13 protein-coding genes are annotated in these 13235 nt (G+C 73.1%); 6 read left to right on the top strand and 7 right to left on the bottom strand.

Annotation, left to right across the window (positions count from 1 at the left end; all coding sequences use genetic code 11):
- Positions 1 to 127: 127 nt before the first annotated feature.
- The 3 genes from LIX60_RS29520 to LIX60_RS29515 form a co-directional block, all read right to left on the bottom strand.
- Complete coding sequence (locus LIX60_RS29520) at positions 128 to 1516, bottom strand: N-acetylmuramoyl-L-alanine amidase (protein WP_227962298.1); 1389 nt, start codon at positions 1514 to 1516, stop codon at positions 128 to 130.
- A 212-nt stretch (positions 1517 to 1728) separates the two neighbouring features.
- Complete coding sequence (locus LIX60_RS31650; RefSeq protein ID WP_265584959.1) at positions 1729 to 1857, bottom strand: hypothetical protein; 129 nt, start codon at positions 1855 to 1857, stop codon at positions 1729 to 1731.
- A 26-nt stretch (positions 1858 to 1883) separates the two neighbouring features.
- Entirely contained in the window at positions 1884 to 3125 is a 1242-nt protein-coding gene (locus tag LIX60_RS29515; protein WP_227962296.1) for a hypothetical protein, read from the bottom strand.
- Between the two features lie 372 nt (positions 3126 to 3497).
- On the opposite strand from LIX60_RS29515, the gene LIX60_RS29510 reads away from it, so the two are divergent.
- The gene (locus tag LIX60_RS29510) at positions 3498 to 4301 is read left to right on the top strand and encodes a M23 family metallopeptidase (RefSeq protein WP_227962294.1); all 804 of its coding nucleotides are present in this window, start codon (positions 3498 to 3500) and stop codon (positions 4299 to 4301) included.
- 548 nt (positions 4302 to 4849) lie between these two features.
- Positions 4850 to 5842, top strand: a complete 993-nt coding sequence (locus LIX60_RS29505) for a helix-turn-helix transcriptional regulator (RefSeq protein WP_227962291.1) — start codon at positions 4850 to 4852, stop codon at positions 5840 to 5842.
- A gap of 35 nt (positions 5843 to 5877) precedes the next feature.
- Here the strand turns inward: LIX60_RS29505 and LIX60_RS29500 are convergent, their stop codons facing one another.
- Positions 5878 to 6633, bottom strand: coding sequence for an SDR family NAD(P)-dependent oxidoreductase (locus tag LIX60_RS29500; RefSeq protein WP_227962290.1), 756 nt, complete (start codon positions 6631 to 6633; stop codon positions 5878 to 5880).
- Positions 6634 to 6813: 180 nt separating this feature from the next.
- Between LIX60_RS29500 and LIX60_RS29495 the strand changes: the two genes are divergently transcribed.
- Positions 6814 to 7602 carry a helix-turn-helix domain-containing protein gene (locus tag LIX60_RS29495; protein ID WP_227962288.1) on the top strand — a complete coding sequence of 263 codons (789 nt, stop codon included), beginning with the start codon at positions 6814 to 6816 and terminating at the stop codon, positions 7600 to 7602.
- A gap of 47 nt (positions 7603 to 7649) precedes the next feature.
- On the opposite strand, the gene LIX60_RS31645 is transcribed toward LIX60_RS29495, so the two are convergent.
- Positions 7650 to 7778: a hypothetical protein gene (locus LIX60_RS31645; RefSeq protein ID WP_265584958.1), complete on the bottom strand. Its 129-nt coding sequence runs from the start codon at positions 7776 to 7778 to the stop codon at positions 7650 to 7652.
- Between the two features lie 168 nt (positions 7779 to 7946).
- Here LIX60_RS31645 and LIX60_RS29490 point away from each other — a divergent pair, with 168 nt between their 5' ends.
- Positions 7947 to 8888 carry a DUF5996 family protein gene (locus tag LIX60_RS29490; RefSeq protein WP_227962286.1) on the top strand — a complete coding sequence of 314 codons (942 nt, stop codon included), beginning with the start codon at positions 7947 to 7949 and terminating at the stop codon, positions 8886 to 8888.
- Positions 8889 to 9002: 114 nt separating this feature from the next.
- On the opposite strand, the gene LIX60_RS29485 is transcribed toward LIX60_RS29490, so the two are convergent.
- Together LIX60_RS29485 and LIX60_RS29480 are read right to left on the bottom strand one after the other, a co-directional pair.
- Entirely contained in the window at positions 9003 to 9770 is a 768-nt protein-coding gene (locus tag LIX60_RS29485; RefSeq protein ID WP_227962284.1) for a response regulator, read from the bottom strand.
- Complete coding sequence (locus LIX60_RS29480) at positions 9767 to 11395, bottom strand: sensor histidine kinase (protein ID WP_227962282.1); 1629 nt, start codon at positions 11393 to 11395, stop codon at positions 9767 to 9769. The genes LIX60_RS29485 and LIX60_RS29480 overlap by 4 nt, the downstream gene beginning before the upstream one ends.
- 219 nt (positions 11396 to 11614) lie before the next feature.
- Here LIX60_RS29480 and LIX60_RS29475 point away from each other — a divergent pair, with 219 nt between their 5' ends.
- The gene (locus tag LIX60_RS29475; protein ID WP_227962281.1) at positions 11615 to 12622 is read left to right on the top strand and encodes a tripartite tricarboxylate transporter substrate binding protein; all 1008 of its coding nucleotides are present in this window, start codon (positions 11615 to 11617) and stop codon (positions 12620 to 12622) included.
- Between the two features lie 16 nt (positions 12623 to 12638).
- Entirely contained in the window at positions 12639 to 13232 is a 594-nt protein-coding gene (locus tag LIX60_RS29470) for a tripartite tricarboxylate transporter TctB family protein (RefSeq protein WP_227962279.1), read from the top strand.
- Positions 13233 to 13235: the final 3 nt, after the last annotated feature.

Here is a 13235-nt window from a genome sequence, read left to right as displayed (position 1 = left end):
GGGCAAGCCTCGCCCCGTTCCCCGAGGGAGCCCGTTTCCGCCCGGCCCGCCCGATGCCCCGGGCCGGGCGGACGGCCGGTGCCCGTGCGGGCCGGCCGTCCCCCGTGCCCCCGTCCTGCGGGGCGGATCAGCAGGTCGGCACCCCCGGGAGCCAGGATTCGGGGACGTCGATGAAGATGTTGGAGACGTAGCCCCCGTAGTCCGGCAGGTAGGCCCAGGCGTCGTTGGTGTAGCCCTGGTACGTCACCTTCTGGCCGCGCACCTGGCAGCGCACCCGGACCGTCGTCGGGCCGGCCAGGCTGGCCACCCGCGTCGAGTTCGTCGTCGCGGCCTGCCGGATGCTGACGTCGCTGCCCCAGGTCGGGAAGGACTTGGTGCCGTCGCTGCTGCCGCCGCGCACCAGCTCCATGTAGTACGACCAGTTCCAGTGCGGGCCGGGGTCGGTGTGGTCGTTGCCGGGCACCTCGTGGTGGCCGACGATGTGTGCCCGGTCCTTCGGTATGCCGTACTTGTCGGCCAGGTGCCGGGTGAGCGCGGCCGAGGAGCGGTACATGGCGTCGGTGAACCAGGAGGGGTCGTCGACCCAGCCCTCGTGTTCGATGCCGACGGAGTACGCGTTGCCGGAGCGCGCGTGCCAGGCGGTGTTGCTGTCGCGGACCATTTGGGTGACCTGGCCGTCGGAGGAGCGGACCACGTAGTGGGCGCTGACCTCGGAGGCCGGGTTCTGGAACCAGCTGATCGTACCGGCGTACGAGCCCTGCGTGACGTGCACGACGACCGCGCTGATCGACTGCGAGCGGCCGGTGGCGTAGTTCGCGGAGCTGGCCGGGACCCACTGCGCGGGCGGGTAGTCGGGGCTCTGGGCGCCGGTCTCACCGGTCTCCCCGGTCACGTCCACGTCGGCGTAGGTGCCGCGTTCGGGCGCCACCTTCAGCGGTGTGACACGGACCTGCTCGCCGCCGTCGGCGTGGCCGCGGATGCCGGTGGCCAGGAGTTCGTAGACGGTGTCGGCGTAGAGGCGGCCGGCCCGCTCGCCGTCCGTCCCGCCGTAGCGGGCGGTGACCGGGTACCAGGCGCCGAGCCGGTCGCGCTCGGCGGCGTCCAGGCCGAGGTCGTCGGCGAGGGCGCGCAGGACGGCGGCGCCGCCGCGGATGTTGGCCTCCGTGTCCTTCTTCAGGTCGGTGACGCGTTCGCCGGTGATGCGGGCGGCGCGTTCCAGGGTGCGGTGTTCGGGGTTGCTCACCAGGTGCATGACACCGTAGCCGTTGGCGTGGCTCGGGGCGCCGTCGTGGTCGTCCAGGTGCGTCTCGCCGTAGCCGACGGCCACCAGGAGGTCGCGCGGGACGTCGTACTCGGCCGCCGCCCGGGCGAAGGCCGCGTTCACCTCGCCGGAGCCGGGCCGCTCGGGCGCGGCCGAGGCGGGCTGGCCGGCCAGGACCAGCGCGGCGGCGACCGCCGTACCGGTCAGGACGGTCAGCCGGCGGTGACGGGGGGTGGCCGGGATCAACGCGTTCATCGGATCTCTCTCCGCTCTCCGGCGCGTGGGTGAGGGGGGTGGTGGCTGGGCCGGTGGGCCCGTGGTGCGGTGGTGCGGTGGTGCGCGGACGGGTGGGGGGAGCGGATCCGGGCGCCGGCGCGCGTGCGCCGGTACGCGGGGCCGGAGCCCGGATCCGGTCGTGCGTACACGGGTGGCGGATTCGCACGGATTTCCGTCACCGGCATACGAGTTCAGCAGCTCGGCACACCCGGAAGCCAGGCGTCCGCCACATCGCCGAAGATGGTGGAGGGATAGCCGCCGTGGTCCGGGAGATGCGACCAGGCGTCGCCGCCGCGTCCCCGACGGCGGCCATTTGTCATGCACCTGATAAATCCGCTCGGCGGGGTCACCGCCGGCCGCCGGTCTCCGTGCACTCCGGGACACCCGGCAGCCTGCTCTCGGCGTCGATGTAGACGGTGGTCACATAGCCCCCGTACTGCGGCAGATAGGCCCACCAGGGGCTGCTGTGCGGAGGGTCGGAGATCACCTGCCCGCGCTTCTGGCAGGAGACGAGGACGTCCGCGCCCGCGGGAAGCGTGCTGACGACCGCCGAGGAGGTCGTGGCCCCCGCTCGGATCCGCACCCCGTCGCCCCAGGTCTCGAACCACGTTCCGGAGGGCCGCCGGGCACCGGGGACGTCCAGGGAGCCGACGAGCCGGGTGAGGCCGGAGTACGCGGTGCCGTACGGGGTCCCGTCCGGGTGGAGGGAGAGGACGGCCACGATGGTGCGGTCGTCGGGACCGACCGTGCCGGTGGTGTGCAGGGCCTCGCGGACGAGGTCCACGCCGGCGGCGGAGCGGGCCGGGGACGCGGGGGAAACGGGCGGCATGTCCTCCGCGCCGGCGGTGGACGGGCGGACCGCGCCGCCGGGGTCCGCCGCGCCCGCCCGGGCGGCCGTATCCGCCGCGGCCGGGGTCCCGTCCGCCGTACAGCCGCCCGAACTGAAGCCGGACCAGCCCTGCTTGACCGCCCACGGCCCCTCGAAGGCCGAGGGGACGCCGAAGTACTGGTCGTAGCCGTCGTTGGCGCAGCGCGTCGCCCGGTGGAGGTTGCCCATGATGAAGTCCCGTACCGGGACCGGGGATTCATCGAGGATGTAACGGTAGATCCGCACGGTGTCGGCGGCGGTGAGCGAGGTGTAGCCCCAGTAGCCGGGGTAGGCCGCGGGCGGCGGCGCGGTGCCCGTCAGCCCGAGCCGGGGGACCATCCGCTCGATGATCGCGCTGCGGCCGCGGAGGCCCCAGTAGTGGCTCGCCTCGTCGTCGTCGCTGCTGCGGAGCATGGCTTCGAGGCGGCCGCGGTCCTGCTGCGGGATGTCGTAGCCGGGGCCGCGGTCCCAGAGGAAGTCCAGGGTCAGCAGCAGTTTGACGATGGAGGCGGACCGGAAGCGGTGATCCGCGTTGACGCGCTCCGTGAAGCTGCCGGTGCGGCGGTCGAAGACGGCCACACCGGCCGTGACGTCCGCCGGGATGTCCGCGCCGGGCGCCGCGGGCGGCGACTGGCGGGGCTGTCCGGCGCTCGCCGGGGCGGCGAGGAAGGCGCCGAGCAGCCCCAGCGCGAGGGCGACCCCGGTCAGCGGTCTCCGCATCCACCGGGTGCGCGCGGCGGCCGGACGAGCGGCCGGTGGCGGCGGGGCCGGAGCGTGCGCGGGGCCGGCCGTGCGGGGGGCGGGGCCGCCGGGCGGGCAGGCGGGCGTGGGGGCCGAAGTGGTTCCTGGTGGTTCCGCGTGCATCGGTCTGCCGACTCCTCGGGGCCGTACGGAAGGGAACACGGACGCAGAAGCGCTGATCAGCGCACAGGCTGACGGAGTGTTTCCGACGGCGGCAAGGCATTCGACCTCAAGCGAAGAGCTCCGGGAGTTCGTTGTCAGCGGCGGGACGGCCCGCTTACGTTTCCGGCGTCCCGCAGCGACCGCACGGCCGGCCGGCCCGCGGTCCGCCTCCCCGACCAAGGAGCATGCGTGAACCTCAGACGCCTTCCGGCCGCACTCGCCACCGCGCTCGTCGCACTGGTGGGCCTGCTGGCCCTGCCCGCCCAGGCGGAGACCACGGGCGCGGCCAAGGCCGCCGCGCCCAACTTCAAGGCCCCCTACCCCTGCGGCCAGAAGTGGACCTACAGCCACCACTCGGCCGAGGTGCGCCGCGCCCTGGACTTCGTCCGCTCGGACGGCGGTTCCACGGCCGGCACACCCGTCCTGGCCTCCGCGGCCGGCACCGCCACCCGGCACAGCCAGCCCAGCGGCGCCGGCAACTACATCGTGATCGACCACGGCGGCGGCTGGAAGACCTACTACTTCCACCTGTCGAGCTACTCGGTGGCCAACGGCGCGTCGGTCGCCCAGGGCCGGCAGATCGGCGTCACGGGCAGCACCGGCAACTCCAGTGGCGCGCACATCCACTACGAGCAGCTCTACAACGGCACCGGCCAGAACATCAGGATCAACGGTTCCGGCCTGGCCTACCCCGGCAGCTACAACCAGTACTACCTGACCAGCGACAACGGCTGCGGCGGCGCCGGCTCGCCGTTCACCACCTGGGGCACCGACGTCCGCGTCCGCGCCGACGCCCGTCTCAACGCCTCCGTGGTGACCGTGCTCTCCGGGCCCACCAGCGTCCGCGTGCTCTGCCAGAAGCAGGGCGACACCGTGAACGCCGAGGGCTACACCAACAACTGGTGGAGCAAGCTCCGTGACCAGGGCGGCTTCATCAGCAACATCTACATCGACCACCCCGCCTCGAAACTGCCGGGCGTACCGGTGTGCTGACCCGGCGCCGGCCCGGACGGCCGGCGAACGGGGGCCGTACGGCGGCGCACCGGCGCCGTACGGGACCGCACGGGGGCCGTACGTAAACCAACCGTGCGGGACGGCGAGCACGGCCCGCAGGGGCTCCGGATCTCCGGGGCCCCTGCGGCCGTTCCGGTCGCGGGACGGCGCGGAGGCGGAAGCGGGCACGCGGGCCGGCCGACCGGAGGGGCCCCACCGGACCGCTCCCCGCTCCCCTCCCCCGGTGCACGCCGCACTCCCCCGGCCACCGCGCCCCGGGCCGACCGCCCACCCGTACAGGCTCGTTCGGCCTCCGCCGCTCCTCCCGGACGGCCGCTCCCCTCCTCTTCTCCCCCCGTTCCCGGGCCGTTCCCGGGCGGGCCGCGCTGTGACCGTCAACACCCGTGAGGATCACGTCCGATGACCTGACGCCGGGACGCCTACCCGCGTAGACTCCCGCGCGACGCTTTACGCGAGACAAGCCGAGGCGGCCGGATCCGGCCCGTCCCCGACCAGGGCGGGCCCGCGACGCATTCCGGGGGTGCGCAGTGCTGCGTGTGGACTTCAGCGGACGGGAACTGGCCCGGCTGCGCATGGCGCGGAGCGTCGATCCGCTCTGGGAGATCGCGCTCAGCCTGCACATGCTCCAGACCCGCCAGGCGGCGCTGGTCTTCGACCCCTGGCGCCGCGAGGTGCACGGAGCCCTGGAACGGTCCGGGCTGACCGCGGCCGTGCGCGGCCTGATGCTGCTCTGCCCGCCCGCCGCCTACTTCCCCGACTTCCTCACCCCCGGCGGCGAACCGGACCTCGACACCGGTCTGCAGAAGGTGATGTCCACGCCCCGGCAGCGGCTGGCCGCCGAACTCTCCCGGCTGTACGCGGGCTCCCCGCTGCCCAGCGGCGTGCGGCGGCTGGCCGAGGGCAGCCCGGAGGCCCTGCGCTGGCTGGGCACGGCGCTGCGCCGGTACTACGCGGTGGCCGTCGCGCCGTACCTCCCGGCCATCCGCACCGAGGCCGCCGCCGACCGCTCCGAGCGGGCCGAGGCGGCCCTGACCGGCGGCGCGGAGGGGCTGCTCGCCAGTTACGGCGTGCTGCCGGAGTGGCGCTGCGAGGGCACCGCGCTCCGCGCCCCGTACCCCATGGACCGCGAAATCCGGCTGGACGGGCGGACGCTCACCCTGGTCCCGGGCTTCTTCTGCGTCCGGGCGCCGCTGGCCCTGGCGGACGACGAACTGCCGCCGGTCCTCGTCCACCCGCTCTCCCCCGCCCCGGGCTGGCTGGAACGCTCCCGGCCGAGCGAGAGCACACCACCCGCCGCCCAGCTCATCGGCGCCTCGCGCGCCCAGCTCCTCGGGCTCCTCGACCGCCCGATGACGACGACGGGCCTGGCCGCGGCCCTGGACCTGGCCCCGTCGACGACCAGCCGCCACACCTCCGTCCTGCGCGAGGCGGGCCTGCTCACCTCCCGCCGCAGCGGCCTGTGCGTGCTGCACCGCCGCACCCCGCTGGGCGAGGCACTCCTGGAGGGGGCGTTGCGGTGACATCCGCCCCGGCCCGGCCGAGCCCGGGGAACGGTTCACCAGGGGACGTCGACGCCCTCCCAGAGCGTGAAGGTTCCGGAAGGGCCGTCCGGTCCGAGACGGGCCACCCGGACGATCTCCCTCGCAGCGTCCTGGACCGACTCCGTTCCCTCGAAATTGACGAGAGCGGTGTTGGCGAATCCCGGTGAGACGAGATTGACCTTGATGCCGGTGGTTTCCTGTTCGGTCATCATCGACAGTGTCATCGCGTTGAGCGCGGACTTCGACGCGGCGTAAACCGGTTCGAACGCGGCATGGAACGAACAAGCCGGATCGGCCATGGTCGTCAGTGATCCCAGGGCGCTCGTGACATTCACGATACGCGCGTCTGCCGAGTCGCGAAGCAACGGGAGCATCGCCTGGTAGACGGCCAGAGGGCCGAAGACATTGACCTCCCAGACGGCTCGCACCTCATCGACGGAGACCGTGCTCGGCGCCGACAAGGCGCGCAACCGGGACATGTCACGAATGTCGTTGCGAGTGGTGGAGATCGCGGCGTTGTTGACGAGGAGGTCGAGCCGCCCTGCCGTTTCCCGGATGCGGTCAGCGGCAGAGGCAATCGACGCGGCGTCGGTCACGTCCAATGGCAGTGCGACAGCTCCACCGCCGATCTCCAGGGCCGCTGCCTCACCGCGAGCGAGGTCGCGGGAGCCGACGAATACGGCCACGCCGTCGGAAACCAGTTCCCTCGCCACGTACTTGCCCATGCCCTGGTTGGCTCCGGTGACAAGAGCGATGCGGTCAATGGGCACGGGACTCTCCTTCTGTGGTGCGATTGCGGTGGACGAGCGCTCGTGCTGTCCGGCACATCGCGCTCCTGAACAACTGTCGGGTGCCTCCGGCGGGGCGGGAAGACCTGCTGAGGAGTGGTCCTGGGAGGGCCACCCCGCGCGGTTGGGTCGGTTGGGTCTGCTGGGAGGAGAATGGGGATCATGTCGGCGAGAACCAGGGTGGACTTCGGAAGCTACCTCCGGGAACGACGGTCGAAGGCGACACCGCCCGAACGGCCGGACGGCCGGCGCCTCTCACGGCGACAGGTTCCCGGACTGCGACGTCAGGAGCTGGCGGAGGCCGCGGGGATCTCCGTCGAGTACTGCACGCGCCTCGAACAGGGAAGGGTGGCGCATCCTTCGAGAGAGGTACTGGCCGCACTGGCCAGGGCTCTCGGCCTCTCCTCGGCGCAGCGGGACCACCTGTTCCGGCTTGCGGGCGAGCTACCGCCCGAGCCTGCGGCGCCGGACAGCGAGATCCGTCCGGGGCTTGACCGCCTGCTACGCAGTTTCGGGAGCTCCGTCCCTGTCACCGTCCACGATGGGCGCCTGGACGTGCTGGCCCGCAATGCCGCGGCGACCGAGATCCTCGGGGAGCCTCCCACCGCGGGCCGGTACGGCCGCAACATCGTCTACCAGGGCTTCGCGGCAACGGCGCGTCGCATCCTCGGCAGCGAGGGCGCCGACCGCTACGCCCGCTGGGCGACCGCGGAGCTCCGTTCCGCCATCGGCCGCTATCCCGACGACGAGCGCCTCCGCGGTCTCGTCGCCGAACTGTCCGCCACCAGCGGCGATTTCTGCCGTTACTGGGCACAGGGCGAGGTCGCCGCCGAACGGTCCGGGGTGAAGCGGTTGCGCCATCCGACACGCGGATGGCTGACGTTCCAGAGCGAAATGCTGCACGACACCGCACGGGATCACTGGATCGTCATCTACGCGCCCGCCACCTGACCCGAAGCGCCGAGCGGCCACGGCCGTTGAGGCCGCCGCGCTGCCCGTCAGTTCCCGTCGCGCGAGGGCGGGAACGCGCTCTCCGCCCGTCCGGCGACGGCGATGGACAGGCCGTCGAGGAGCAGCCGGGTCCCGGTGCGGAGATGGCCGGCGTCCTGCTCGCGCCGCGGGTGCACGGGTCCGGTGCCGGACGCCGCCGGCGAACCGCCGTTCCGTTAGGCCTTCCGGGTCCGGCCGGGTGCCAGCCGGGGCGGGGGTGGCCATCATGGGAACCGGCCCATACCGGGCCGCCGGAAGGCCGGCCGGACCCGGGGCGGCCGGGCGGGAGTGGACGGAGGGTCCCGATGACGCAGCTGTTTCCGCCGATGCCGCTCGCGGAGTGGCGGGACACCAAGGAGACGCTGCACCGGTTCGCGCAGGTCGTCGGCAAGATCCGGCTTGCCGCGAGCATCCGGCGCAACCACTGGTGGAACGTCCCGTTCCATCTGACCGGGCGCGGGATCACCACCCGTCCGATGGGGCAGGCCGACGGCAATCCGGTCTTCACCATCGACTTCGACTTCGTGGACCATCAGCTGGTCGTCGCGGCGCTGGACGGCCGGGCGTCGTCGTTCCCCCTCTACGGCCAGTCCGTGGCGTCGTTCCACGACCGGACCCTGGCCGCCCTGGACGCGCTCGGCGTCCGGACGGAGATCCGCATCCCCCGGCCGTTCGACCTTCCCGACTCGGCCCGGCTGTTCAGCGAGGACACCGAGCACGCGCGGTATGACCCCGTGCAGGCCCATCGCTACTGGTGCGTCCTCAGTCAAGTGGCGCTCGTCCTGGAGGAGTTCGCGGCGCGGTTCTCCGGCAAGGCCAGCCCCGTGCACCACTTCTGGCACACCTTCGACATCGCCCACACCCGGTTCTCCGAGCGCCGTGTCGAGCAGCCGCCCGAGAACGACCCGGTGACCCGGGAGGCGTACTCGCGGGAAGTGGTCAGCTTCGGCTTCTGGTTCGGGGACGAGAGCTTCGCCGAACCCGCGTTCTACTCCTACACCACGCCGGAGCCCGCCGGACTGGCCGGGGAACCGCTCGCTCCGGCTCCGGCCCGGTGGGTCGAGCGCGGGGACAGCCATCTGGCGGTGCTCCGTTACGACGACGCCCGCGCCGAGGGCGATCCGCGCGCCGCCGTGCTCGCCTTCTACGAGAGCGCGTACCGGGCCGGAGCGGGCCGGGCCGGCTGGGACCTCGACGGGCTCGCCTGCCCCGGGGGGATCACCGACCCGCAGCTGCACCGCCCGTGACGGGAAGCCCGGGAAGCCCCGGCCGGAAGCAGCCGGGGTCCGGGGCGGGGACGCCGTTGTCGCACACCCGGTCCCGGCCCCTCCGTGGGTGACCATCCGCGCGGCGGGGGCCGCTCAGAGCCAGTGGTAACGGCGCTCGGGGCGGCCCGCGGTGCCGTAGCGGAGCCTGACCTCGGCGTGGCCCGCGGTGACGAAGTACTCGAGGTACCGCCGGGCGCTGACCCGGGACAGGCCGGTGAGGGCCGCGCACTCCGAGGCGGACAGACCGTCCCCGGCGTCGGTGACGGCCTCCCGTACGAGGGCGGCCGTCTGCTCGGTGACCCCCTTGGGCAGCCGCGCGGCACCGGCCACCGGGCGGGTCCTGCCGGCCCCCGGAACCGCCGGCGGCGCTCCTCCCGCCGGCGCGGCTCCCGGCGGCGCCGGCCCGGTGGCCGGTGCGGCCGGGCCCACGGCGAAGACCCGGTCCACGTCGTCCTGGCCCGGGGCCGTGAACGTCCGCAGTTCCCGGTTCCGCCGGGCGTAGTGCAGCAGCCGCTCGTGCAGCACACCGGCTTCGAAGGGCTTGATGATGTAGTGCACCGCCCCGCCCCGCAGGGCGCCCCGCACCGTCTCCGCGTCCCTGGCCGCGGTGACGACGAGCACGTCCGTCTCCGAACCGGGGGAGCCGCCCTGCCGCAGTGCGCGCAGCACGTCCAGCCCGCCCATGTCGGGCAGGTAGATGTCCAGCAGGACCAGGTCCGGCCGCAGCTCCCGGACCGCCGCCAGCGCCTCCGCGCCACTGCGGGCCTCTCCGACGACCGTGAAGCCGGACAGTTGCTCGACCTGCCTGCCGTGCAGCCGGGCCACCATGAAGTCGTCGTCGACGACGAGTACGCGGATCATGCCTGGGTCCCGTTGTTCCGTTCGTTCTCGTTCCGCGGCAGCCGGGCCGTGAAGACCGCGCCGTCCGCGCTCACACTGCCTCCCCGCCGGGTGCAGACCAGGCGGGTGATCGCCAGGCCGAGCCCGCGCGAGGAGCTCTGCGGGGCGGCGGCCTTGGTGGTGAAGCCGTACCGGAAGACCTCCTCGGCGAGGTCCGGGGCCACTCCGGGCCCCGAGTCGCGCACCCGGACCCGGACCTCCGTCGCCTCCTCGGAGAGGTGGACCTCCACCCATCCGCCGGGTCCGCCGCCGCGGACCGCGTCGAGCGCATTGTCCACCAGGTTGCCGACGACGGTCACCAGGTCGGAGGAGAGGGATTCCCCGACCGGCCGCAGACTGCTGCCCCGGCCGATCCGCAGGGCGGAGCCCTGTTCGGCGGCGAGGCTCGTCTTGGCGATCAGCAGTGCGGCGAGGGAGGGGTCGGCGACCCGGGAGACGACCTCGTCCGTCCGCAGGGACCGCGCTCCGCTGATACCGCGCACATAGCGCGCCACCTCCGGGTACTCCTCCAGTTCGATCAGCCCGGCGATCACGTGGAGCTGGTTGCTGAACTCGTGGGCCTGCGCCCGCAGGGTGTCGGTCGCGCTGCGGGTGGTGTCGAGTTCGTGCTGGAGGGCGACGAGTTCGGTCAGGTCGCGCATGGTGGTCACCGAACCCACGGCCCGCCCGTGGGTGAGCAGCGGCATCCGGTTGAGGGTCACCATCCGGTCGCCGGTGAACACGACCTGGTCACGGCCCTGCACCCGGCCGGTGAGGACGTCGTGGAGCCGCGGCTCCACCGCACAGGACTCCAGCGTCCGGCCGACCGCGTCATCGGGCAGCCGCAGCAACTCCATGGCGGTCTCGTTGGCCAGCGTCAGCCGGCCCGCCGGATCCAGGCCGACGACGCCCTCCTTGATGCCGTGCAGCATGGCCTCCCGGTGCTCGACCAGCGCGGTGATCTCCTCCGGCTCCAGGCCGAGCGTCTGGCGCTTGATCCTGCGGGCCAGCAGCACCGATCCGGCCGTTCCCAGAGCGCTGGCGAGTCCGAGGTACAGCAGCAGATTGGGGGTCGCGGTGGCGAGCCGTTCCCGCATCCCCCGGTACTCGCGCCCGGCGGCGACCACACCGAGCATCCGGCCCTGTTCGCCGAAGACCGGCACATGCGCCACGAGAGAAGGGGACCCGCCGGAGGCGGTGGTGCCGATCCACGACCGGCCGTCGAGCACCTCGCTGTCGCCCAGCGGCAGCAGCTCGCCCATCCGCCGCGGGTCGGCGGAGGTCAGGATGCGCCGGTCCGCTGCCGTGATCATGACGTACGACGCCCCGGAGACACTGCGCACGCTCTCCGCCGTCGGCTGGAGGATGTCCGCCCGCTCCCCGTCGGCGAGCCCGGCCCGTACCGCGTCGAGGGACGCCACGGTCTCGGCGATGCTCAGCAGCCGGCGGCCCTCGGTCCGGCGGAACTCCGCGTCCGACTGGGCCACGGAGACGGCGGCCACCACGGCCAGGACGACCACGACGAGGCCGAGCTGGAGCGCGAGGAACTGGCCCGTGAGCGACAGGCGGGGGAATCCGGGCCGGAGAACGGGAGCCGTGCGGCGCACAGGACCGCCCTCCTCGTTCCGGCTTCCGCCCGCCGGGCCCGGAGATCCCGTCCGCCGGCGTGCGAGCCATTGTGCTGCCGGAATGCCGTTTCCCGGCCGTGAACACTATGGCCAAAACTTTCCTTTCAGCCAATACGCGCACAACCCCCGCACCGCCTTTCCCCCCGCTTCCCGCGCTGTTTCCCTGTGGGCTCCCCCCGAGAACCCCCTGGAGGAAACATGTCCCGCAGACGTCCCGGGCTGCTCACCGCGGCCGCCGCCACGACCGCGGCTCTGCTGCTCACCGCGTGCGGCGGCGGCACCGGCGCGGCCGCCGGCGGCCCCTGGAAGCCGACGAAGCCCATCGAGTACGTGGCCCCGGCCAACACCGGCGGCGGCTGGGACACCCTGGCCCGCAGTACCGCCCGGGTCATGGAGGAGGGCGAGGTCGTGGACCGGCCGATGCGGGTGGTGAACAAGCCGGGCGGCGGCGGCGCCATCGGCTGGGCCTATGTCGCCGGTCACGCGAAGGACCCGCACAAGCTCTTCGTCACCAGCCCGCCGATCGTCCTCGTGCCCCTGGCCGGCGAGTCCCGCCACTCCCACCGGGACTTCACGCCCATCGCCAGGCTGATCAGCGAACCGCTCGCCTACGTGGTCAAGGACGACTCGCCGCTCAAGACCTTCGGCGACTTCGCGGACGAACTGAAGGCCGACCCGGAGAAGCTCAGCGTGGCCGGAGGTTCCGGCCCGGGAAGCCTGGACCACGTGGGCCTGGCGGGCGCGGTGCAGGCGGCGGGCGCCGAGCCGGCGAAGGTGAAGTACGTGCCGTTCGACGGCGGCGGCGAAGCGATCACCGCACTGCTCGGCGGCCACGTCGACGTCGCGGTCGCGGGGGCCTCGGAGGCCCAGGGGCTGGTGCGGTCCGGGGATGTCCGCGTCCTGGCCGTTTCCTCCGAGGAGCGGGTGGCGACGCTGCCCGACGCACCGACCCTGCGGGAATCCGGCACCGACTACCAGTTCGACATCTGGCGGGGGGTCATGGGACCGGCGGGGCTGACGGACGAGCAGGTCGCCTACTACGAGAAGGCCTATGCCGACATGCTGGACCTGGACGGCTGGAAGAAGGAGCGCGACCGGCTCGGCTGGACGGACGCCTGGATGGGCAGTGCCGAATTCGGCGAGTTCCTCGACGCCCAGGAGCAGGAATTCACCGAGATCCTCTCCGACGTCGGTATCAAGAAGTAGGCGGTCGGTTCCGGTCATGCATCACTTTCGTTTCTCCCACCGCACAGTTGCCTGTGCCATCGGACTGCCGGCCGCCGCGTACACCGTGCTGGCCTTCCGCATCCCCGAATTCGCCGCGGTGCAGGTGCCGGTGCAGCCCGGCACGCTGCCCCGTGCCCTGGGACTGCTCCTGCTGGTGCTCTCCGTGGCGCTCTTCTTCCAGTCCGGTTCCGGGCCGGCCGGGGACGGCCCGCCGGACGCGGGGGCGGAGGAGGCCGGGGCGGACGGCGCCGGCGCCGGCGGGAGCACCGGTGAGGACGCCATGGCCGGTGAGGCCGGCGGGGCCGGTCCCCGCCGGCCGGCCCCGCCGGCGGCGACGCTGGGCCGGCTCGCCGACGACCGGCTGGAGCTGCTGGCCCTGCTCGGCTCGATCTGCCTCTACGTGGTGCTGTTCGTGCCGCTCGGCTTCGTTCTGTCCACCGCGCTGTACGTGACCGGCACCGCCTGGTACCTGGGCTACCGCCGGCACTGGGCCAACGCGCTGACCGGCACGGGCCTGGCCGCCGGCCTGTACCTCGGCATGTCCGAAGGGCTCGGCGTCGCCCTGCCCACCGGGCCGCTGCCCTTCTGACCC

It is taken from the genome of Streptomyces sp. S07_1.15 (genome assembly GCF_020739505.1).
Taxonomy (GTDB): Bacteria; Actinomycetota; Actinomycetes; order Streptomycetales; family Streptomycetaceae; genus Streptomyces; species Streptomyces xinghaiensis.
The sequence above is the reverse complement of the archived record's forward strand: the minus strand, read 5'-3'. Positions and strand labels throughout refer to the sequence as shown.

What these genes read in the sequence shown, in the direction of transcription:
- LIX60_RS29490 (WP_227962286.1), top strand. Translation starts at nt 7,947, where the DNA reads ATGACGCAGCTGTTTCCGCCGATGCCGCTCGCGGAGTGGCGGGACACC.
- LIX60_RS29520 (WP_227962298.1), bottom strand. Translation starts at nt 1,516, where the DNA reads ATGAACGCGTTGATCCCGGCCACCCCCCGTCACCGCCGGCTGACCGTC.
- LIX60_RS29475 (WP_227962281.1), top strand. Translation starts at nt 11,615, where the DNA reads ATGTCCCGCAGACGTCCCGGGCTGCTCACCGCGGCCGCCGCCACGACC.
- LIX60_RS29495 (WP_227962288.1), top strand. Translation starts at nt 6,814, where the DNA reads ATGTCGGCGAGAACCAGGGTGGACTTCGGAAGCTACCTCCGGGAACGA.
- LIX60_RS31650 (WP_265584959.1), bottom strand. Translation starts at nt 1,857, where the DNA reads ATGACAAATGGCCGCCGTCGGGGACGCGGCGGCGACGCCTGGTCGCAT.
- LIX60_RS29515 (WP_227962296.1), bottom strand. Translation starts at nt 3,125, where the DNA reads ATGCGGAGACCGCTGACCGGGGTCGCCCTCGCGCTGGGGCTGCTCGGC.
- LIX60_RS29485 (WP_227962284.1), bottom strand. Translation starts at nt 9,770, where the DNA reads ATGATCCGCGTACTCGTCGTCGACGACGACTTCATGGTGGCCCGGCTG.
- LIX60_RS29470 (WP_227962279.1), top strand. Translation starts at nt 12,639, where the DNA reads ATGCATCACTTTCGTTTCTCCCACCGCACAGTTGCCTGTGCCATCGGA.